This window comes from Methylobacterium sp. J-078 (genome assembly GCF_022829285.1).
In the GTDB taxonomy this organism is placed as follows: domain Bacteria; phylum Pseudomonadota; class Alphaproteobacteria; order Rhizobiales; family Beijerinckiaceae; genus Methylobacterium.
The window spans coordinates 13,929-35,253 of the sequence record NZ_JAKSYI010000094.1 but is presented as its reverse complement, the minus strand read 5'-3'; the positions used below and the strand labels follow the sequence as shown (position 1 = coordinate 35,253).

Sequence of the window (21,325 nt, the reverse complement as noted above, 5' to 3'; positions counted from 1 at the left end):
CTCATGTGGCGCGCCCTCGCCTTCCTGGCCCTCCTCGCCGTCGCCGCCTACGGCGCGACCTGGATCGCCGACCATCCCGGCACCGTCACCATCGTGTGGAACGGCTACGAGGTCGCGACCAGCCTCGCCTTCGGCCTGATCGCCGTCCTGATCGCGGCGATCATCCTCGGCTTCGTCTGGGCGATCGTGCGCGGGTTCATCACCCTGCCGGAGACCCTGGTGCGCGGCTCGCGCGACCGGCGCCGGGCCAAGGGCTTCTCCGCCCTGTCACGCGGCATGGTGGCTGTAGGCTCGGGCGATCCCCTGGCCGCCCGGCGCCACGCCAACGACGCTGAGCGCCTGCTCGGCGCCGAGCCGCTGGCGCTTCTGCTGAAGGCCCAGGCCGCGCAGATCTCCGGCGACCGCGAGGCGGCCGAGCACGCCTTCCAGCGCATGGTCAACGATCCCGAGACCCGGGTACTCGGCCTGCGCGGCCTCTTCGTCGAGGCGCGCCGCCGCGAGGACGATGTCTCCGCTCGCGCCTACGCGGCGGAAGCCGCCCGCCTGGCGCCCAGCGTCACCTGGGCGAACGAAGCCGTCCTGGAGGCGCAATGCGCCGACGGCGACTGGAGCGGCGCCACCGAGACCGTGGAGCGCCGCGCCTCCATCGGCCTCATCGAGAAGGGCACCGCCCGCCGCCAGCGCGCCGTGCTTCTCACCGCCGCAGCCCAGGAGCGCGAGGCGGGCGAGCCCGAGGCCGCCACCGAGCGCGTCCTCAAGGCCATCAAGCTCGCTCCCGACCTCGTGCCGGCGGCGGTGCTCGCCGCGCGCCTGATGGTCCGTCGTGGCGACCTCCGCAAGGCGGCCAAGATCATCGAGACGGCCTGGCGCGCCGGGCCCCATCCGGACCTCGCCAAGACCTATGTGGGCTTGCGCACCGGCGATTCCGTGCGCGACCGCATGGCCCGCGCCGAGACGCTGGCGAAGATCTCCTCGTGGCACCCGGAGGCCCGCCTCGCGATGGCGCAGGCCGCCTACGAGGCCCGCGAGTTCGGCAAGGCCCGCGAAGCCCTCGCGCCGCTGCTCGCCGACCGTCCGACGGTGCGCGCCTGCCTCGCCATGGCGCGCCTGGAGGAGACCGAGCACGGCGCTGGCTCCGGCCGCGCCCGCGAATGGCTGGCCCGCGCGGCCCACGCGCCGCGCGACCCGCTCTGGATCGCGGACGGCGTCGCCTCCGAGACCTGGGCTCCGGTCTCGCCCGTCAGCGGACGCCTCGACGCCTTCGCCTGGAAGACGCCGACCGAGGTTCTCGCTGGCCCGAACGCGACCGGGGCGGACGACGAAGCCGGCCCGGCCTCCGAGCCGGCGCAGCTGGCGCCGTCTGGCCCGGCCCCCGCACAGCCCGGAACCATCGCTGCGGCGCCCGCACCGACGCCTGAGGTGAAAGCCCCGACGGTGCCGGTTCCCACCGATTCCAAGGCCGGCGAGGCCGAGCCGGTCAAGCCCAACGGCGTCGCGCCCGTGGCCGCGGGCATGGCACAGGCGGCGGCCGACGTGAGCGAGACACCTGCGGGTCCGCCCGCCTCCGGTACGACGAGCCCCGTGGTGTTCCCGCCGATCCGCACGGGGGATGACGCCAAGCCCCGCCGGGCAGGTTGAGCGGCCGGGAGTCAAAGACGGCGCGTCTCCCGACGGTCGCTTTGCCGGCGCGCGGCTCGCGGTCCTGGCACAGGAAAGGACGGGGGTGCGCCACCGTCCTTAAAGGTCGGTTCATGCAATTCGCCTAAAGCTTGGCTTCAGCGAGTTCTGCGTAAACCGAAGTGCCATGTCCCCATCACTCGACGATGCGCCGGACCTCTCCGGCCTGATCGAATTGTCACGCCTCGACAACCTCGATCTCAAACCGGTCATCCTTCGGGTGCAGACGGACCTCTTCCTGTCGGCTTCGGTCCGTGACCGAAAGACCATCGCGGCCTTCGCGTCGCTCGCCGGCGGCCTCATTCCCATCGTCGACGACGAGACCGCCGAGATCGTCGCACGCAAGCTGGCGCCGTTCCCCGAGACGCCCCCTGCCCTGCTGGCCGCCCTCGCGGCCCGGGGCGGGGCGGCGCGCGATGCCGTCCTCGCCGGCGCGCCGATACTCACGCAATCCATGATCGCGGCGGCCCGCACCGATGGCGCCGATGTGGGCATCGCCCTCGCGCAGCGGCCAGACCTCGACCGCGCCACCCTGGCGGACCTGATCGCCCGGGACGAGCCGGCCATCGACCGGGCGCTCGTGGCCAACCGCGCCGTAAATCTTCAGGGCGAGGTGCTGGCCCGGCTCGTGGCCCGCGCGCGCAAGGCTCCCGACTTGGCGCGCCTCCTCCTCGAACGACCCGACCTTGCCCACGGCGACGTCGCCCCCCTCTTCCTCGTCGCCGACGAGGCCCGGCGCGAGTCCATCGGCCACGCGATGCTGGCGACCGCCGCCCTGCGCCCCTTGCCACCCGCGCCACGCGAGGCAGGGTCGGTGCTCACCGGCTTCTCGGCGCGCGGCGACATCGCGGGTTTCGTCGCCGCCCTCACAGAGCTCCTCGGCCTGCCCAAGGGCTTCCTCGCCGCCACGCCCGACCCGTCCCTGCGCTACGAGTTGCTGACGGTGGCCCTGCGGGCGGTGGGCCTGCACGAGGAGGAGGCAGTCTACATCTTCCTCACCCTGAACGAGACCGTGGCGCGCTCGGTGGACCGGGTCTTCGACCTCGTGAAGCTGTTCCGCACCCTGCCCCGCGCGGCAGCGCGCGATCTGCTCGCGGCGATTCTCGACTGGACGCCCCAGGACCGCTCGGCTGCGGCGAGCGCGCACCAGCCCTACCATGCCCCCGATACCCAGCGTCCCCGCATGCAGGCGGCGGCCACGGAGCGGCCGTCCCTGCGCACGCCCCTCCCGGCGCGTCAGCGCCAGACCTCCTGAGCCAACCTACTCCGCCAGATCCAGGCGGTGACGCCCGGCGCGATCGTCGATCTCGACGATCCAGAGGTCGGCGTCGAACCGCAACTCCTTCGTCAGACGCAGTTCCACGTCGGCCGGCACGGCTTGCGTGAGCAGGGCGACGAAGCGCCGGTCACCGTCGGTCTCGGTATCGACCAGGGATTGCGGCGCCGGGCCGTAGAGGTCGGCACTGCCGTCGAGGCGGTCGACCTTCACGAAGATCGCACCGGCCTCGGCCGCCCCGCGCCGGCGCTGAACGGCGGCGACGCCCTCGATTGCGAGGCGGCGCAGGTGGGCCGAAACCCAGAAATCCGATCGCAGGCGTGCCATGAGCCGCCCTATAGCATCATCCCTGCTGGGCCGCCCATCCGACCGGCCCCGGCTCGACGGGTGACGGCACCGGGCTTCAGCCCCGCGTGATGCCGGCGCGGGCCGCGAGTTCGCGCAGGGTCCGGGGCGTCGGCTCGCCCTTCACCGGCAGCTTCCGGTCGCGTTCGAACTTCTCCAGGGCCGCTCGGGTGCCGGGTCCCATCAGGCCGTCCGCCTTGAGGGGGCCGTAGCCGAGCTTGACCAGGGCGCGCTGCGCTTGCGCCAGGGAGAGGTTGCCAGGGCCGGCGACGGAGGCCGTCGTCTCGGCGCCCTTGGTTTCGGCGCCCTTGATCAGATCCCCGATGGTGTCGCGGCCGGGGCGCGAAGCCTCGGCCTTCGGCGCCTCCGAGATCGCGGGAGGCGCCTTCTCCGCCTCGGCTCCCGACGAGGCGGCCTTCGGTTTTTCGGGAGTCCGGCCCGCGAGCGCCTGTGCGGGAAGTTTCGGGAAAATCGGCGCGGGGTGGCGGCCGGCCTGGTAGCCGAGGGCGTTCAGGCAGATCAGCGAAACCGCGCCCAGCACCACGCCGACGCCGAGGATCTCACCGGGATGACGCAGGAAGGCCCGCCCGGCGGCGCCCGCCGTCGCCCCGAGGGCGGCGAACCGCCCCGAGGCCCCGGCGGCCGGGCGGCGGCGGGCAGCGACGCGCGGTTCGCGGCTCCGGGCGGGAACGACGATCTCACGCTGGTCGCGGCGTGCTTGCGGCTCGCGCATCACAACTCCTTGGGGCTCGAAACAGGACCAGCCGGAGGCGTCGCGGCACGCGACACGCCTGGCTGGCGGCGTCCACGGTGATCTCGGCGCACCCTCATCCGGCGCGCCGCATCGGGACGTAGCTCTCGCGAACGGTTTCGGGACTGACGTCGAACAGACCCATCGGACGACGGATCGGCACGGGGCCGGGGGCGGCGACGAGGCGTCCGTCGATCGTGGGGGGGCGCGGGCGCGTCTGGATCGGCGCGAGGGGCACGGGCCCGCCAGCCCGGCGACACTCGCGCGGCAGGGTCACGATCACGGTGGTGCCTTCGCCGCGGGTGCTCTCGATCGCGATGGCGCCACCGTGCAGTCCGGCCAGCCCCTGCACCACCGACAGACCGAGTCCGGTCCCCTCATGGGTGCGAGCGTAGCCGCCGGCGCATTGGTAGAACGGGTTGCCCACCCGCGGCAGGTCCGCCGCACCGATGCCGATGCCGGTATCGGCGACGATGAGGTCGAGTTGCTGGCCCGATCCGCGAAGGGCGATCTCCACCCGGCCGCCGCGGGGGGTGAACTTCAGCGCATTGGACAGGAGGTTGATGAACATCTGCCGGCAGGCGCGCAAATCGGCGGTGATCTCCACGGGCACGGGGCTGGCGTCGCGCACCAGGGTGATCCCGGCCTGGTCGAACTTGAGCTGCATCAGGTCGCAGCAGGCGCGCACCAGGGCACTCATGTCGACGGGCTCGGGCGCGTAGTCGAAGTGCCCGCTCTGGATCCGCGACATGTCGAGGAGCGTGTTGACCACCTCCAGCAGGTGCTGGCCGGATTCGCGGATGATGCCGGCATATTCGCGGGTCCGGCCGGCGTCGGTGGCCAAGTTCCCCTCCCCCGCCAGCACCTCGGAGAAGCCGATGATGGCATTGAGCGGCGTGCGCAGCTCATGGCTGACATTGGCGAGGAAGCGGCTCTTCACCTCGTCGGCCCGTTCCGCTTCGGCCCGCGCCTGCTCCAGCTCGGCCGCGTGGCGGCGATGCTCGGTGACGTCGCGGGTGACCGCGACCACGCTCGACGCCGAACGATCGCCGGCGCCCTCGTCGATCCGGTGGATGCGCATCTCGGCGAAGATGATCCGCGAGGCACCCTGCGCCCGGATCGCGGACGGGTCGAGATGCAGGCGGAACTGGACGGTGGCCGGACGGCCGTGGGCGGCGACGTCGCTGAGGGCCTGGAGCAGCATCGGGCGGTCGGCCACGTGCACCCGCTCAAGCAGGCCGTGGCCCTGCAGGCGTCCCGCCTCGGCGCCGACGAAGCGCTCGGCCGAGGCGCTGGCCTCGATGACGCGGCCGTTATGGTCGTGCCAGGTCACGAGATCGTCGATGGCCGAGAGCAGCATGCGGTCGCGCCGCTCGTTGTCCCGCAGGCGGGCCAGCCAGCGGCCCTCGTGCCGGAAGTGCTCGGAGGCCTGGGCGGCGATGTGACCGATGGCCGTGAGGGCGAAGACCGGCATGGCCAGGGCACGCGACCAGTCGGGGAGCGACATGCCGTCCCCGAGGGGCGGCAGCAGGGCGACGGCGAGGGCGCCGAGCCCCGCGATGATCGCCGCCGCCAGGGTCGCCCGTCGGGAGCCGGACACCACCGCCTCGAGGGGAATGGCCACGAGCCAGATCACGGCCGCCGACTGCGCGCCGCCGGTCATCGACGCGAGGCAGACCACGACACCCGTGAGGCCGGCCGAGGAGATGGCGTGGGCGAGCCAGAGGATGCCGGTGCGCGACAGCAGCACAGCGGCGAAGACCGGAAGCAGCAGGCTCGCGATTCCGAGGGCCTCGATGCCGGTCGGCACCCCGCGAAGCACGAGGTAGGGCGGCAGGCCCAGCATCATCATGAGGCCGGTGGCGAGGCGCGAGACCAGGAAACGCTCGTGCCGGAAGCGAACGCCGCTCTCTTCGATCACCGACTCATGGACGAGCCCCGCGAGGCGCACGTCGATGAGGGAAGCCAGGGCACCGTAGATACGCAATACCGACACGCACAGCGCGGAGGTGGCTCGACAGGCCGCTCCGACGCCCCTTGGCTCGACTGAAACTCGACGAAAGGCAACTTCGCAGAGCCGACTTAAGCGAGTCTTTCGCAAGACGATCCGATTGTCGCCGCATGCTTTCCGGGATGTAACTATCGTCGATCCGGACCACAGTCCTTTTCGGGGCAAAACGTTCGAAGTGTCCGGGGGATCTGAGCTAAGCTTGCATTTACCATGTGCGCTGGCGGGGCGACCGATCGGCGGCCTGATCCCCCGATCGTCAGGGAGCCTTTACCGGTCGGTCCGAAAGCTCGTTCGCGCGTCGTCCCGGCCCCGTCCGGGCCAGATCCTCGGGCCCCGACCGATGTCGTTTCTCCTTCGCGCCGCTCTGGTCATCGGCATCCTGTCCTGGCTGGCCCTGCAACGGCAGGGTCCGGCCCTGCCCGACCGCGTCCAGGGCAGGGTCGACGTCGCGGCCGCCGCCCTCGAACTCTGGGAGGCGCTGCCCGAGGAGGCACGGGCCGACGTTCTGCACGAGGGTGGCGCCGAGGTGATCCAGCGCTTCGCCGGCTCGGCGCCGTCGTCCCGCGACACCCTCTCGGACAGCGACCGAAAACCGCCCTGGCGGGGTGCGCAAACCCGGCGGGATGGGGCTAGAGTGACCGCACGCGGGGAACGCTCGATCCCTTGAGGCGGTAGTCCGTCCGCGGCACGGGAGTGGATCCAGCGGATGTTCGGCTTCGGGATGGAATACGAGGGCGCCGCCTTCTGGCTCCCCCTGGTCTGGGCGGGCCTGCTCGCCGTGGCCGTCGCCATGTACGTGGTCATCGACGGGTTCGACCTCGGCGTCGGCATCCTGTTCACGGCGGCGCGCAAGGGGAACTGGCGCGACCGGATGATGGTCTCGGTGGCCCCAATCTGGGACGGCAACGAGACCTGGCTGGTGCTCGGCGGCGGCGGCCTGTTCGCGGTCTTCAGCGTTGCCTACGCCATCCTGCTGCCGGCGCTCTACCTGCCGCTGATCCTCATGCTGATCGCGCTGATCTTCCGTGGCGTCGCCTTCGAGTTCCGGTTCAAGGCCGACCGCTCGCAGTTCATCTGGGACAACGCCTTCCACTACGGCTCCCTGGTGGCGACCTTCGCGCAGGGGATGGTGCTCGGCGCCTTCGTGCAGGGTTTCCAGATCGAGGGGCGCGGCTTCACCGGCGGCACCCTGGACTGGCTCACCCCCTTCAGCGTGCTCACCGGCATCGGCCTCGTCTGCGGCTACGGTCTCCTCGGGGCGACGTGGTGCGTGATGAAGACCTCGGGCGAGCTCGCGGTCTGGGCACGGCGCAAGAGCCTGCAGTTCCTGGCCGCCACCGTCGTGTCGATGGCGGCGGTGAGCGCTTGGGTGTCGTTCCTCGGCCGGGACATCCAGTGGCGCTGGGTGTCCTGGCCGAACATCCTCTACGTGGCGCCGGTGCCCATCGTCACCGCCCTCGTGGCCCTCGGCATCTATCGCAGCATCCGCGGCGGGCGCGACGTCGCGCCGTTCCTGCTGACGATCGCGCTGTTCCTGCTCGGTTTCCTCGGCCTCGCGATCAGCCTGTTTCCCTACATCGTGCCGCCGCGGCTCACGATCTGGCAGGCGGCGAACGCGGTTAGCGCGCTGCAATTCGCCCTGGTGGGCTACGCGGTGGTGATGCCGCTGACCCTCGCCTACACCGCCTATGCCTACTGGGTCTTCCGGGGGAAGGTGGCGGAGGACATCGGGTCCGGGGGCTACGGGCATTGAGGGGGCGGGCGCCCATGCCCAAGGGCAACAGACTCCTCTGGTTCGTCGCCTTCTACGCGGTCAGCCTCCTCACCTTCACGGCGCTGGTCTACCTGCTGCGCTTCATCGTGAAGGGCTGAGGGCTCACCCCCAGAGCGCGGGCTCGGGCGGGTGGATCAGGCTCCCCTCGAAGCGCAACGCCGGGTCGCGGTCCCGGGCCAGCAGCAGCGGACCGTCGAGGTCGACGTAGTCGGCGTGGTGCGCCAGCAGCATCGCGGGCGCCATGGCGAGGGAGGTCCCGACCATGCAGCCGATCATCAGCGAGAAGCCCCGCGCCCGGGCCTCGTGGGCCAGCATCACCGCCTCGGTCAGGCCGCCGGCCTTGTCGAGCTTGATGTTGATGGCGTCGTAGCGTCGGCTGAGGGCGTCGAGACCGGCGCGGTCGTGCAGGCTCTCGTCGGCACAGATCGGGATCGGCCGGGCGATCTCGGCGAGCAGGCCGTCCGCGTCCGCCGGCAGGGGCTGCTCGATCAGGCGGACGTCGGCGGCCACACAGGCCGCGAGATTGGCCTCGATCGTGTCCGGGCGCCAGGCCTCGTTGGCGTCCACGATGAGGCGTGCATCCGGTGCGCCGCGCCGCACGGCGGCGATCCGTTCCGGGTCACCGGCACCACCGAGCTTCACCTTCAGCAGCGGTCGGTGCGCGGCCTTGCGTGCCGCCGCCTCCATGCCCGCCGGGTCGCCGAGGCTCAGCGTGTAGGCGGTGGTGGCGACCTGCGGCGCCGACAGACCCGCGATCGTGTAGGCCGGGCACCCGAGTTGCTTGGCCTCCAGGTCGAACAGGGCGCAGTCGAGGGCGTTGCGCGCCGCGCCCGGCTTCATGCCAGCCTGCAGATCGGCCCGGCTCGCCCCGTCGGCGATGTCACCGGCACGTGCCCGGATCAAGTCGGAGACGCTCTCAACGGTCTCACCGTAGCGGGCATAGGGCACGCACTCGCCGCGCCCGACCCGACCCTCGGCATCGGTGATGGTGGCGACCACCACCACCGCCTCGGTGCGGCTGCCCCGCGCGATGGTGAACGCCCCCGCGATGGGGAAGCGCTCGACCGCGACGTCGAGGCGCCGGCTCACGCGCTCGCCCCCGTCACGGCGGGCGGAAACTCGGCGACGATCCGGTCGACGATGCTCTCGACGCCGAAACGCACCGGGTCGGTGGCGGGCAGGTCGTGCGCCCGGGCGAGGTCGGCCAGCAGCGCCCGTGCTGCCCCCTCCTCCAGGTCCTGTGTGTTGACGGCGATGCCCACCGGACGGATGTCCGGATTGGTCAGGCTCCCGAGCTGGATCGTGAGGTCGATGACCTCTTGGATCGTGGGAAGCGGATGCTGGACGCCGCGCATCGTCGTGCGGGTCGGCTCGTGGCAGACCACGAAGGCGTCGGCCTGCGCCCCGTGCAGCAGCCCGAGACTGACCCCGGCGAAGGAGGGGTGGAACAGCGAACCCTGGCCCTCCAGAAGGTCCCAGTGATCGGGGGCCGCGGCGGGCGCGATCCACTCGACGGCACCGGAGATGAAGTCGGCCACCACCGCGTCGATGGCGACGCCGCGTCCCGAGATGAAGACGCCGGTCTGGCCGGTGGCGCGGAAATCCGCGTCGAGACCGCGCTCACGCATGCCCTTCTCGAGGGCGAGCACGGTGTACTTCTTGCCGACGGAGCAGTCTGTGCCGACGCTGAGCAGGCGGCGGCCGGGCCGCTTCGTGCCCTTGCCGGTGGCGAACGTCTCCGCGGTGTGGCGCACGTCGTGCAGTTGGCGGCCGTTGCGCTCGGCGGCCTCGGCGATGGCCGGGACCGCCCCAAGGCGCGCATGCAGCCCGCTGGCGATGTCGAGGCCGGCATCCAGGGCCGCCACGACCTGGGCGATCCAGTGCTCGGGCAGGACGCCGCCGGCATTGGCGACCCCGATCACCATCGTGCGGCAGCCCTTCGCGACGGCCTCGGTCAGGTCGAGGTCCGGAATGCCGAGATCGGCGGCGCAGCCCGGCAGCCGCAACTGGCCGACGCACCACTCGGGGCGCCAGTCCTTGATGCCGTAGGCGGTCTTGGCGGCCAACCGGTCCGGCACGTCGCCGAGGAACATCAGGTAGGGCGTTTCGATCTGCATCGCGTCAATCACCGGCCGAGGCTCGACACCTCGTGTTCTCCTATGCGCGATGATCACGGCGCTGCCAAATCATGGGCCTCGCGCGCCTGCGCCCGCAGAACGGGCTTGCGGGCGGGCACGATGTCGGGTGTGGTCTGGGCGACGAAAGACGGACCCCAGTCCGCGAAGAGGAAACGTCGCGCGCATGAAGATGTACGGCAATTGGCGCTCGGCCGCCGCCTTCCGGGTCCGGGTCGCCCTCAACCTGAAGGGCATCGCCTACGAGGAGGTCTTCCTCGACCTCGATGCCGGCGAGCAGTTGAAGCCGGACTTCCTGGCGATCAATCCGCAGGGCGCGGTGCCGGCCTTCTTCGACGGCGACGGCCCACCCCTGATCCAGTCGCTCGCGATTCTCGACTACCTCGAGGACATCCACCCGGCCACGCCGCTCCTGCCGAGCGCGCCCCGCGAGCGCGCCCGCGCCCGGTCGCTCGCCCAGGTCGTGGCCTGCGACACCCATCCGCTCTACGTGCCGCGGGTGCGCAACTTCCTGATGGAGACCTACGACCTGCCGCGCGAGCGCATGCTCGGCTTCGTGCGCCACTGGATGGCGACCGGTCTGAAGACCCTGGAGACCCGCCTCACCCAGGAGCCCGGCACGGGGCGTTACGCGCAAGGGGACGCGGTCAGCCACGCCGACCTCTGCCTCGTCAGCCTCTGGGTCGGCACCGGCATCTTCGGCGTCGACACCGCCCCGTTCCCGACGGTGCGCCGGATCGCCGAGGATTGCCTGTCGCAGGACGCCTTCGCCCGGGCGCATCCCCTGCGCCAGCCGGGCGCACCGGCGTGACAGGAATGGCGGTCGGATTGCAATCCTTCTAAGCTGAACCCTGGGATGACGATGCGCCGCCCGCCGTGGCGGTACGCATCCGCGCAAACGCGGCACACGAGGACCTGAGCGACATGGTACCGGGCGAAACCGAGGACAACCTTCACCGCATCGTGGTCGTCGGCGGCGGCGCGGCGGGCCTGCAGCTCGCCACGAAACTGGGGGACTCGCTCGGGCGCACGCACAAGGCCCACGTCACCCTGGTCGACCGGGCCCGGACCCACATCTGGAAGCCGCTGCTGCACGAGGTCGCCGCCGGCAGCCTCGATGTCGGCCATCACGCGGTCGACTACCTGCACCACGCCCACCGGCACCATTTCCGCTACCGCATCGGCGAGATGACCGGACTCGACCGGACCAAGCGCGTGATCAACCTCGCGGCCAGCCACGACACCGAGGGCCGCGAGGTCACACCGGTGCGCGAGATCACCTACGACACCCTGGTGATGGCGGTGGGTTCGACCACCAACGATTTCGGCACGCCCGGCGTGAAGGAGAACGCCATCGCCCTCGACACCCAGGGGCAGGCGGTGCGCTTCCACCAGCGCCTCGTGAACGGCATGCTGCGCGCCCACACCCAGCCGGGACCGGTGCGCCCGGGCCAGCTCCACGTCACGGTCATCGGCGCCGGGGCGACCGGCACCGAGCTCGCCGCCGAACTCCACCGCACCACCCGCCACGTGGCGGCCACCGGCCTCGACCGGATCGACCCGGCCAAGGACCTCAAGATCACCCTGGTGGAGGCGGCGAGCCGCATCCTGCCGGCGGTACCGGAGCGGATGTCCCGCGACGTCATGGTGCTGCTCGACAAGATCGGCGTCGAGGTCCGCACCGGCGCGCGGGTCACGGAGGTCCGGCCCGAAGGCGTCCAGCTCGCCGATGGCGGCTTCATTCCCTCCGAGCTCGTGGTCTGGGCGGCCGGCGTGAAGGCGCCCCCCTTCCTGCACGAGATCGGCGGCCTTGAGACCACGCGCAACAACCAGCTCGTGGTGACCCCGACCCTGCAGACCACCCGCGACCCGGACATCTTCGCGATGGGCGACTGCGCCTATCTCGTCGAGAAGGGCTCCGATACGCCGATCCCGCCCCGCGCCCAGGCCGCGCACCAGCAGGCCTCGCACCTCATCAAGATCATTCCCGACAAGATGGCCGGCAAGCCGTTGAAGGCCTTCAAGTACCGCGATTTCGGCTCGCTGGTCTCTTTGGGCGAATACTCCACGGTGGGCAGCCTGATGGGGTTCATCAAGGGCAAGAACATGTTCATCGCCGGGCTCTTCGCTCGGATGATGTACCGTTCGCTCTACAAGATGCACGAGCAGGCCCTGCACGGGACGGTGAAGACCACCCTCGACGCGGTCGCCCGGGCACTGACCCGGCGCACCGAGTCCCGCGTGAAGCTGCACTGAGAACGAGCGGACACGAGCGCCATGTTCATCGACATCGTGAAGGCCGTGCAGCAGCGCAATCCGGCGCTGGGCTCCTACGTCCTGGTGTTGCGCGGGGATTCCCGCGCACGCGACCCGGCCGATCCGAGCCGCCTCCTGCCCGAAGTGGAGGCCTGGCTCGCCGAGCATGCCCCGGGCGCCACGTTCTCGCAGGAGAAGGTGCTTCTGGCGCCTTATCCCGGGGCGATGCCGGAGGATCGCGCCGTCGCGGTGATGGCCTTCGCCGATGCCCGGCACCTGGCGGCCTTCGCGACAGCCTGGACGGCCGATCCCGAGCCGGAGGAGCCGGAACCCGACAGCGTGCCCGGGGACGCCTGAACGATCCCGGTCAGGTGCGGGCCCGGCCGGCGAGCCAGCGCAGGCGGGCGGCCTCCAGGCCCCAGATCATGCCCAGCATCATGTAGACGTGGCGCCACTTCTCGATGTCGATCTGCGCCGCCTGCAGGAAGAACATCATCAGGGCCGGCCAGACGATCTGCGCGTGCCGCCGGAAGGGGGTGTCCCGGCTCATCAGGCGGAAGCCGACGATGCTCGTCATCACCACGAGGCCGATGAAGGTGGCGCCCCCGACCCAGCCGCCATTGGCGAAGCTACCGATGTAGCTGTTGTGCGGCTCCAGGGCGAAGATCAGGCGCCAGCGCAAGGGCCCCATCCCGAGGGGCTCGTCGACCAGCATGCCGATGCCGCGCATCTGGTTGCCGAAACGGCCGGTCTCGCCGGTGTCGTAATCCTGCGTGACCGCCGCGCGCTTGGAGAACATCTCCGCCGTGTCGCCGATCGACATCAGACCGACGATGGCGAGCGCCGATCCCGCGACCGCCAGGACCATGAGCGTGACGATGCGCCGGCGCAGGGCCGTGGACCGCGTGGTGCGGTAGACGCTGCCGACCATCACCGCGATGGCGATGAGGGTCCCGCCCCAGGAGCCGCGCGAGAACGACAGGAAAATGCCGGCCACGATCACCAGGAGCACGGCGGCGGAGAGGATCGGCCGGCGGGTGGTGCCGAGGAGCAGCCCGTGCATGAGGTAGAGGGCGCCGAGCGTCAGGAACGAGCCGAAGACGTTCGGGTCCTGGAAGGTGCCGGAGGCGCGCCCGTACTTGTAGAACAGATCCTCGGTCGGGATGAAGCCGAAATACCCGACGATGCCGAAGGCGCTCGACAGGAGGCAGCTCGCCACGAAGGTCTTGAGCGCCAGTTCCATGCGCGCATGCGTGTCGTCGGAAAACAGCATCGCGAAGAACACGCCGGTGATCGACAGGTAGGCGAGCTGGATCGTCCAGGTCACCGGCAGCGGCTGGTCGATGAAGGGCAGCAGCGCGACGGTGATGGCGCTGACGTAGAGGATCAGGAGCCAGAGCAGCGGCAGCATGCCCCGGTGCAGGCGCAGACCCAGGCAGAGCCAGAGCAGGATGGTGGGGATCGCCACCATGTCGTAGGGCGACGTGTCCGAGAAGGCGAAGCAGGCGAAGAAGATGAAGGCGACGAGGAGCAGGGTCGCCAGACGCCTCAGGACGCGGAGGACTGAAACGTGGGCCCAGGCTCCGGCCTGCCAGCCCGATGTGCCGGGTGCGATCGTGGACGCCATGCACTCACTCACTCCGCGCCGCCGACTGGGCGTCTGCGCGCTACTGACCAAGATCAGGCGCGGGAATGATTGAGATTTCGAGAAACGCCGGGCCTCAGGGCAGCGCGCGCACCAGATTCCGGAACTGATCCCCGCGATCCTCGAAGCTGCGGAACTGGTCGTAGGAGGCGCAGGCCGGCGAGAGCAGGACCACGGGTTCCGCCGCCGCCGACGCGGCCGCCGCCTCGGCCGCCCTGGCGGTCGCGACCGCCAGGGTGCCGCAGGTCGTGTAGGGCACCCGCCCCTCCAGGGTGGCGGCGAACGCGTCGCTCGCCGCGCCGATGAGATAGGCATGGGCGACCCGTCCGAAGAGGGGCGCCAGGGGTACGATCCCGCCCTCCTTAGCCTTGCCGCCGAGGATCCAGTGGATGTCGTGGAAGGCGGTGAGCGCCTTCTCGGTGGAATCGGCGTTGGTCGCCTTCGAATCGTTGACGAAGAGCACGCGCTCGCGCCGACCGACCTCCTCCATGCGGTGGGGCAGGCCGGGAAAGCTGCGCAAGCCGGAGACGAGATCAGTGTCCGAGACGCCCAGCGCCCGGACGCAGGCGGCGGCCACGGCCGCGTTCTGCCAGTTGTGCGCGCCGCGGAGCGACCCGATGCCGGTGAGATCGACGATGGGCGTGCCGTCAGCGTCGAATACGGTCCCGTCGCGGGCCGACAGGCCCTGGAAGCCAGCCTGCGGCGTCCCGACATGGATGCGCACGGTCGGCCCCGTCCGCGCATCCGCGATGGCCCGGCTCAGATTGTCGTCGACGCCGACGATGGCGCGGTCCGCACCCGCCACCAGCCGCCCCTTGATGGCGGCGTAGTCGGCGAGCGTGCCGTGGCGGTCGAGGTGGTCGGGCGTGATGTTGAGGAGGATGCCGAGGCTCGGGTCGAGGCTCGGCGTCAGGTCGATCTGGAACGAAGACATCTCGATCACGTGGATCCGGTCCGGCGCAGGCGGCGCCAGGGAGAGGATCGCGGTGCCGATATTGCCACCCATCTGCACGTCGCGCCCGGCGGCGGTGAGGATGTGGGCGATCAGCGCCGTGGTGGTCGACTTGCCGTTGGTGCCCGTGATGGCAACGAAGGGCGCGCCCGCCGCACAGGCGCGGCGTTCCTCGGCAAACAGCTCGATGTCGCCGATGACGGGAATGCCGGCCTCTTCGGCCTTCTTCACGGTCCAGTGCGGAACCGGATGGGTCAGGGGTACGCCGGGGGCCAGCACCAGGGCCGAGAAGCCGGACCAGTCGGCCTCGTTCAGGTCGAACACCGTGACGCCCTGGTCGCGGGCGCGGCCCGTGCTCTCCGGGCTGTCGTCCCAGGCGAGCACGTCGGCGCCGCCGGCGATCAGGGCTCGAACCGTGGCGAGGCCGGAGCCGCCGAGGCCAAACAGGGCGACCTTCCGGCCGGCGAAGGTGGTGACGGGCGTCATGATGACGGGCTCTCTGGCGACGGGCTCAGCGCAGCTTCAGGGTGGCGAGGCCGGCGAGGGCCAGGATCACCGCGATGATCCAGAACCGGATCACGACCTGCGGCTCCTTCCAGCCCTTCTGCTCGAAATGGTGGTGGATCGGCGCCATGCGGAAGACCCGCTTGCCCGTGAGCTTGAACGAGGCGACCTGGATGATCACCGACATCATCTCCAGCACGAACAGGCCGCCGACGATGGCCAGCACGATCTCGTGCTTGGTCGCCACCGCGATGGTGCCGAGGAGTCCGCCCAGCGCCAGGGACCCAGTATCGCCCATGAAGACCTGCGCGGGGGGCGCGTTGAACCAGAGGAAGCCGAGCCCCGCACCGATCACCGCCCCGCAGACCACCGCGAGCTCACCGGTGTCGCGCACGTAGTTCACCTGGAGGTAGCCCGCCGTGAAGACGTTGCCCACGAGGTAGGCGATGACGCCGAAGGTGCCGCAGGCGATCATCACCGGCACGATGGCGAGACCGTCGAGGCCGTCGGTCATGTTCACGGAGTTGCCGGCGCCGACGATTACGAAGGCGGCGAACAGCACGTAGAACCAGCCGAGGTTCAGAAGCGCGTCCTTGAAGACCGGGAAGGCGAGCTGGTTCTGAAGGGCGGGCGGCGAGTAGACCGCGATCAGCGTGCAGGCCGCGATGGCGATGGCGGCTTCGAGGGCCAGGCGGAACTTGCCCGAGAAGCCCTTGTGCGACTGCTTCGTGACCTTGAGGTAGTCGTCGTAGAACCCGATCGCGCCGAAGCCGAGGGTCACCGCCAGCGTCACCCAGACGTAGTGGTTGCGCGGGTTCGCCCAGAGCAGGATCGCCACCACGCAGCCGGCCAGAATCATCAGGCCGCCCATGGTCGGCGTGCCGCGCTTCGTCAGCAGATGCGACTGGGGGCCGTCCTCGCGGATCGGCTGGCCCTTGCCCTGGCGCAGGCGCAGCAGCGAGATGATCAGCGGCCCGAACCAGAACACGAACAGGCCCGCCGTGAACAGCGCGCCGCCGGTGCGGAAGGTGATGTAGCGGAAGACGTTGAGGGCGGAGACGGTGCCGCTCAAGTCCGAGAGGAGATACAGCATCCAGCACCCGGCCGTGGTTCAGTTCGGAACTCGGCCGGAGGCGCGCGCGCGTCACCCTCCCCGGCCGTCATGAAGGTCGCCTCAGCGCACGGCGGCGTGCGGCGGTTCGGCTTGGGCGTTCGCGTAACGGGCTTTGAGCGCTTCGACAATCCGGCCCATGCGGATGCTGTTCGAACCCTTCACCATCACGGCGTCGCCGGGGCGCAGGGCCGAGAGCACGGGCTCGAGGAGGTCGGCCGAGGTCGCGGCTGCCGCGCCGCGCCGGCTCACCGGCAAGGCCTCGAACAGGTTGCGCATCAGCGGGCCGGCCGTGAAGACGAGGTCGACCTTGGCGGCCTCCACCGGGCCCGCGAGGTCGCGGTGGTGGGCGTCGCCCTCGGGCCCGAGTTCCAGCATGTCGCCCAGCACCGCGATGCGGCGGCCGCGCGGGCCGGTCTCGATGCCGGCCAGCGTCGCGAGAGCCGCGCGGATCGAGGCCGGGTTGGCATTGTAGCTCTCGTCGACCAGGAAGGCCTCGCCCTCCCCGACCGCAAGGGCGGTGCGCTCGCCGCGCCCCACCGGGGGCCGCAGGGCCGCCAAGGAGAGGGCCGCGCGGGCGAGGTCCGCCCCGAGTGCATGCACCACCGCCATCACGCCCAGCGAATTCATGGCCGTGTGCCGGCCGGGCGTGCCGAGCTGGTAGGTCACCGGAATGCCCATCACCACCGCGTCGACCACCGAGAGGTCGGGGCGCAGGACGATGCGCCGGGCGCGGACATCCGCCTCCGGATGCTCGCCGAAGGAGACGACCCGACCGGCGCGCGAGGCCTGGGCGTGCGCGAGGAGGCGGGGATAGTTCGGGTTGTCGCGGTTGATGATCGCGGTGCCGCCCGCCTTCAGTCCCGAGAAGATCTCGCCCTTGGCGTCGGCGATGGCCGAGAGCGAGGCGAAGTGCTCGATGTGCACGGGCTCGACCGTGGTCACCAGGGCGATGTCGGGCTGCACCATCGCGGTGAGCGGGACGATCTCGCCCGGGTGGTTCATGCCGATCTCGAACACGCCGAACCGGGTGTCGGCGGGCATCCGCGCCAGGGTCAGGGGCACGCCCCAGTGGTTGTTGTAGGAGGCGATGGAAGCGTGCGTCGCCCCCTGCGCCGCGAGGACGTGGCGCAGGGCCTCCTTGGTCCCGGTCTTGCCGACCGACCCCGTCACCGCGACGATGCTCGCGCCCGTGCGGGCGCGGGCAGCGGCGCCGAGGGCCCGCATGGCGCCGAGGACGGGATCGTCGCCCGTGCCCGAGACCGCCAGGACCGGCCCGACGCCCGCGAAGTCCTGAGCCCGGTCCGCCGCGACCACGGCCGCGCCGGCACCCCGCTCCAGGGCGGCCTCGACGAAGTCGTGCCCGTCCCGGGCCTCGCCCCGGATGGCGAAGAACAGGTCGCCGGGCTGCAGCGTGCGGGTGTCGATCGAGGCGCCGGTGATCGGCTTCGGCACGCCCGACAGCGTGCCGCCGGTGGCGGCCTCCAGGGCTTCGGGCGTCCAGAGCGGGGTGGTGTCGGTCATGCTGAGCGTTCCGCGATCGCAGCCCGGAGGACGTCGTGGTCCGAGAAGGGCAGGACCTGTGACCCCACGATCTGGCCGGTTTCATGGCCCTTGCCGGCCACCACGAGGACGTCACCGGGCTCCAGGGCGCACACGGCGGTGCGGATCGCCTCGGCCCGGTCGCCGATCTCGACGGCGCCCGGCGCGGCGGCCAGGATTGCGGCGCGGATCGCGGCCGGGTCCTCGCTGCGCGGATTGTCGTCGGTGACGATGACGGCGTCGGCTTGTCTTGCCGCGATGGCGCCCATGATCGGGCGCTTGCCGGTGTCACGGTCTCCGCCGCAGCCGAAGACGAGGCGCAGGCGCCCCGTCGCGAAGGGACGGAGCGCCGTCAGCACGCCGTCGAGGGCCTCCGGCTTGTGGGCGTAGTCCACGAGGCAGAGGCCGCCATTGGCTTCGCCGATCCGCTCCATGCGGCCCGGCACGCCGGTGAGGTGTTCGAGGGCGTCGATTACGCCCGCCGGATCGGCCCGGCCGGCGGGGGTCGCCAGCACGAGGCCGGCGGCGAGCAGCGCGTTCTCCACCTGGAAGCCGCCGACCAGCGGCAGGCGCACGGTGTAGTCCTGCAACCGGCCCGAAGTGCCGGGCGCCTGCAAGGCGAGATGCTGGTGAAAGCCCTCGGTGCGCGCGGAGATCAGCCGCACCGTGTCGCCCTTCGACCCCGTTGTGTGGACGTCGAGGCCACGGGCGGCGGCCGCCGCCACGACGACGTCCGCATAGGCGCCGTCGCTGTTGATCACCGCCGGGATGCCTGGCTGCGCCAGTGTCGTGAACAGCCGCAGCTTGGCCGCCAGGTAGTCGTCCATGGTGGCGTGGTAGTCGAGATGGTCGCGACCGAGATTGGTGTAGCCCACCGCGGCGAGCGCGACCCCGTCGAGGCGGCGCTGCTCGATGCCGTGGGAGGACGCCTCCATGGCCAGATCGTCGATGCCGTCGTCGGCGAGCTGGGCCAGGGTGGCGTGCAGGGTGACGGGGTCGGGGGTGGTGAGCGAACCGTAGGTGGCGCCCCGGCTGGTGACTATGCCGACGGTGCCGAGGCTCGCGGCCTCGGCACCGAGGCGGGCCAGGATCTGGCGCACGAAATCCGTGACCGAACTCTTCCCACTCGTCCCCGTCACTGCCACGACCCGGGCCGGCTGCCGGCCCGAGAAGGCCCGCGCCGCGAGGGCGAGACTGCGGCGCACGTCCGCCACGGCGACATAGGGCACAGTGGCGTCGAGCCCGCCCGGCCGTGGGCCCTCGCTCACCACCGCCACGGCGCCGGCCGTCGCAGCCTTGGCGGCGAAGCGGCGGCCGTCGGCCACGGTGCCCGGCACGGCGACGAAGACGAAGCCCGGCCCGACGTTTCGCGAATCCGCCGTCAGACCCGCGACCGGCAGGCCGGCGAGGCCGGCCTCCGCCTCGGGAAAGAGCCCACCGAGGGTCGGCCCGCTCATCGCCCGTCCACCTGCGTGGCGTGGTAGGCGCCGAGCTTCACCATGAGGGGGAAGGGCTTCACCGGCGGGTCGAACTGGGGCGGCAGGCCAAGAACCGGGGCGACACGCTCGATCACGCGTCCGGTGACAACCCCGGAGTTCCAGGCGGCGGTGGCGTAACCGCCGGATTCCGGCAGGCCCTGGGGCTCGTCCATGATGGTCACGAAAAGGTATTTCGGGTTGTTCATGGGTGCGGCGGCCATGAAGGTCGTGAACAGGCGGTTCTTCACGTAGCGGCCGTGGATCACCTTCTCGGCGGTGCCGGTCTTGCCGCCCACGAAGTAGTACGGGATCGCCGCCTTCTTGGCCGAGCCCTCGACGGCGTTGAGGCGCATGATGAAGCGCATCGCCTCGCTGGTCTCGGGCTTGAGCACGCGGGTGGCCTTGGCCATCGCCTCCTCCTGCGTCGTCTTCAGGAAGGTCGGCGTCATCAGGAAGCCGCCGTTGGCGATCGCCGCCACCGCCGCCGTGGCCTGGATCGGTGCCACCGCGAGGCCGTGGCCGAACGCGATCGTGATGGTGTTGATCTCGGTCCAGCGAGCGGGAACGATGGGTTCGGCGCTCTCGGGCAGTTCCGTGCGGACGCGGTCGGTCAGGCCCATCTTCTTCAGGAAGGCCTTGTGGCCGGGCACACCGATGCCGAGCGCCATCTTGGCCGAGCCGATGTTGGACGAGTGCGTGAACACCTCCGGCATCGTGATGACGCGGTTGGTGCCGTGGTACTCGTGGATCTTCTGCCGGCCCCAGTTCAGCACGCCGCCGCGGGTGTCGAAGGTCGAGTTGACGTTGAACTTGCCGGAATCGAGGGCCATCGCGAGGGTCATCGCCTTGAAGGTCGAGCCCATCTCGTAGACGCCGACGTTCATCCGGTTGATGCGGTCGGGATTGAGCGCGTCGGCCGGGTCGTTCGGGTCGAAGTCCGGCAGGGAGGCGAGCGCGATCACCTCGCCGGTCTGCACGTCGAGAATCATGCCGGCGGCGGCCTTGGCCTTGAAGTGGTCGAGACCCCAGGCGAGTTCGTCCCGCACGGCGAACTGCGCCCGCAGATCGATGGAGAGTTGCACCGGCTTCAGGTCGGTCTGCTTGGCGACCAGACCGAAATCGTTGAGCGCCTTGTTGCCCTGGTTGTCGATGTACTTCTCGATGCCGGCGATGCCGATGTTGTCGAGGTTGGTCACCCCCAGAATGTGGGCGGCAGCCGTGCCGTTCGGGTAGACGCGCTTGTGGTCGGGCAGGAAGCCGATGCCCGGAATGCCGAGCCGGTGGACCTCCGCCTGCTGCTTCGGGGTGATCTCGCGCTTGACCCAGACGAAGCCCTTCTTCGTGGAGAGCTTGGCCCGCAATTCGGTGGCGTTGATCTGCGGCAGCACGGCGGTGAGGAGTTCGACCGCCTCGTCCTTGTCGTAGATGTTGCGGGGTTCGGCGAAGATCGAGACCGTGCGGATGTCGGTGGCCAGGATCTCACCGTTGCGGTCGACGATATCGGGTCGGATCGCCGTGGTGGCGGCGGCTGCGATCCGGCGGTCGCCGTTATCCGCCTCCGGGAAGGCCGCCATGTAGATGAGGCGGCCGGAGATGGTGGCGAAGACCAGCGCGAAGCCGAGGCCCACGAGGCCGACGCGAGCGTAGGAGCGCTCGATGGCGAGGTGGAACATGGCCTTCGCGCCACGCACCAGCCAGCTGGTCCGGGCGACGGACGCGTCGGCGATGCGCTCGGCCGGCGCCGGGGCTTCGGGTTCCGCCGAGCCTTGCGATTCGACCGAAACCTGGGAATCGACCGGATGTTCGTGGAGCGCGGAGGCCTGGGCCTCCGGAATCGGGTCGGGCCGGGATACGTCGGGGGGCTGGAC

Annotated in this window: 18 protein-coding genes; 7 read left to right on the top strand and 11 right to left on the bottom strand. The window is 70.8% G+C overall.

Annotated features, from left to right (window positions below; genetic code table 11):
• Positions 1-3 precede the first annotated feature (3 nt).
• Together MKK58_RS14150 and MKK58_RS14145 are read left to right on the top strand one after the other, a co-directional pair.
• Positions 4-1,638, top strand: coding sequence for a heme biosynthesis protein HemY (locus MKK58_RS14150; protein ID WP_243912653.1), 1,635 nt, complete (start codon positions 4-6; stop codon positions 1,636-1,638).
• A 166-nt stretch (positions 1,639-1,804) separates the two neighbouring features.
• Positions 1,805-2,932 (top strand): DUF2336 domain-containing protein, encoded by a 1,128-nt coding sequence (locus tag MKK58_RS14145; RefSeq protein WP_243912652.1) that lies wholly within the window; start codon positions 1,805-1,807, stop codon positions 2,930-2,932.
• A 6-nt stretch (positions 2,933-2,938) separates the two neighbouring features.
• On the opposite strand, the gene MKK58_RS14140 is transcribed toward MKK58_RS14145, so the two are convergent.
• The 3 genes from MKK58_RS14140 to MKK58_RS14130 all read right to left on the bottom strand — a co-directional run bounded on the left by MKK58_RS14140 (position 2,939) and on the right by MKK58_RS14130 (position 6,045).
• Entirely contained in the window at positions 2,939-3,280 is a 342-nt protein-coding gene (locus MKK58_RS14140; RefSeq protein WP_243912651.1) for a DUF1491 family protein, read from the bottom strand.
• A gap of 76 nt (positions 3,281-3,356) precedes the next feature.
• On the bottom strand, positions 3,357-4,031 hold the full coding sequence (locus MKK58_RS14135) for a peptidoglycan-binding domain-containing protein (protein WP_243912650.1): 675 nt from the start codon (positions 4,029-4,031) through the stop codon (positions 3,357-3,359).
• Between the two features lie 94 nt (positions 4,032-4,125).
• The gene (locus MKK58_RS14130) at positions 4,126-6,045 is read right to left on the bottom strand and encodes a PAS domain-containing sensor histidine kinase (protein WP_243912649.1); all 1,920 of its coding nucleotides are present in this window, start codon (positions 6,043-6,045) and stop codon (positions 4,126-4,128) included.
• Between the two features lie 355 nt (positions 6,046-6,400).
• Between MKK58_RS14130 and MKK58_RS14125 the strand changes: the two genes are divergently transcribed.
• Together MKK58_RS14125 and cydB are read left to right on the top strand one after the other, a co-directional pair.
• The gene (locus MKK58_RS14125) at positions 6,401-6,727 is read left to right on the top strand and encodes a hypothetical protein (RefSeq protein ID WP_243912648.1); all 327 of its coding nucleotides are present in this window, start codon (positions 6,401-6,403) and stop codon (positions 6,725-6,727) included.
• 39 nt (positions 6,728-6,766) lie between these two features.
• Positions 6,767-7,813 (top strand): cytochrome d ubiquinol oxidase subunit II, encoded by a 1,047-nt coding sequence (cydB, locus tag MKK58_RS14120; protein WP_243912647.1) that lies wholly within the window; start codon positions 6,767-6,769, stop codon positions 7,811-7,813.
• 123 nt (positions 7,814-7,936) lie between these two features.
• Here cydB and dgcA read toward each other — a convergent pair whose 3' ends face one another.
• Together dgcA and dgcN are read right to left on the bottom strand one after the other, a co-directional pair.
• Positions 7,937-8,923: an N-acetyl-D-Glu racemase DgcA gene (gene dgcA, locus MKK58_RS14115; RefSeq protein ID WP_243912646.1), complete on the bottom strand. Its 987-nt coding sequence runs from the start codon at positions 8,921-8,923 to the stop codon at positions 7,937-7,939.
• Positions 8,920-9,951, bottom strand: a complete 1,032-nt coding sequence (dgcN, locus tag MKK58_RS14110; RefSeq protein WP_243912645.1) for an N-acetyltransferase DgcN — start codon at positions 9,949-9,951, stop codon at positions 8,920-8,922. Before dgcN ends, dgcA begins: the two co-directional genes overlap by 4 nt.
• A 184-nt stretch (positions 9,952-10,135) precedes the next feature.
• Here dgcN and maiA point away from each other — a divergent pair, with 184 nt between their 5' ends.
• The 3 genes from maiA to MKK58_RS14095 all read left to right on the top strand — a co-directional run bounded on the left by maiA (position 10,136) and on the right by MKK58_RS14095 (position 12,582).
• The gene (gene maiA, locus MKK58_RS14105; RefSeq protein ID WP_243912644.1) at positions 10,136-10,780 is read left to right on the top strand and encodes a maleylacetoacetate isomerase; all 645 of its coding nucleotides are present in this window, start codon (positions 10,136-10,138) and stop codon (positions 10,778-10,780) included.
• Positions 10,781-10,893: 113 nt separating this feature from the next.
• On the top strand, positions 10,894-12,225 hold the full coding sequence (locus MKK58_RS14100) for an NAD(P)/FAD-dependent oxidoreductase (RefSeq protein WP_243912643.1): 1,332 nt from the start codon (positions 10,894-10,896) through the stop codon (positions 12,223-12,225).
• 21 nt (positions 12,226-12,246) lie between these two features.
• Positions 12,247-12,582, top strand: coding sequence for a hypothetical protein (locus MKK58_RS14095; protein WP_243912642.1), 336 nt, complete (start codon positions 12,247-12,249; stop codon positions 12,580-12,582).
• A gap of 10 nt (positions 12,583-12,592) precedes the next feature.
• Here the strand turns inward: MKK58_RS14095 and MKK58_RS14090 are convergent, their stop codons facing one another.
• The 6 genes from MKK58_RS14090 to MKK58_RS14065 form a co-directional block, all read right to left on the bottom strand.
• Positions 12,593-13,852 (bottom strand): O-antigen ligase family protein, encoded by a 1,260-nt coding sequence (locus MKK58_RS14090; protein WP_243912641.1) that lies wholly within the window; start codon positions 13,850-13,852, stop codon positions 12,593-12,595.
• A gap of 94 nt (positions 13,853-13,946) precedes the next feature.
• Entirely contained in the window at positions 13,947-15,308 is a 1,362-nt protein-coding gene (murD, locus tag MKK58_RS14085; RefSeq protein ID WP_243912640.1) for a UDP-N-acetylmuramoyl-L-alanine--D-glutamate ligase, read from the bottom strand.
• A gap of 25 nt (positions 15,309-15,333) precedes the next feature.
• Positions 15,334-16,419: a phospho-N-acetylmuramoyl-pentapeptide-transferase gene (gene mraY / locus MKK58_RS14080; protein ID WP_238276512.1), complete on the bottom strand. Its 1,086-nt coding sequence runs from the start codon at positions 16,417-16,419 to the stop codon at positions 15,334-15,336.
• An 81-nt stretch (positions 16,420-16,500) separates the two neighbouring features.
• Positions 16,501-17,961 carry a UDP-N-acetylmuramoylalanyl-D-glutamyl-2,6-diaminopimelate--D-alanyl-D-alanine ligase gene (locus MKK58_RS14075; protein ID WP_243912639.1) on the bottom strand — a complete coding sequence of 487 codons (1,461 nt, stop codon included), beginning with the start codon at positions 17,959-17,961 and terminating at the stop codon, positions 16,501-16,503.
• Positions 17,958-19,436: a UDP-N-acetylmuramoyl-L-alanyl-D-glutamate--2,6-diaminopimelate ligase gene (locus MKK58_RS14070; protein WP_243912638.1), complete on the bottom strand. Its 1,479-nt coding sequence runs from the start codon at positions 19,434-19,436 to the stop codon at positions 17,958-17,960. The genes MKK58_RS14075 and MKK58_RS14070 overlap by 4 nt, the downstream gene beginning before the upstream one ends.
• Positions 19,433-21,184 carry a peptidoglycan D,D-transpeptidase FtsI family protein gene (locus MKK58_RS14065; protein ID WP_243912756.1) on the bottom strand — a complete coding sequence of 584 codons (1,752 nt, stop codon included), beginning with the start codon at positions 21,182-21,184 and terminating at the stop codon, positions 19,433-19,435. Before MKK58_RS14065 ends, MKK58_RS14070 begins: the two co-directional genes overlap by 4 nt.
• Positions 21,185-21,325 lie beyond the last annotated feature (141 nt).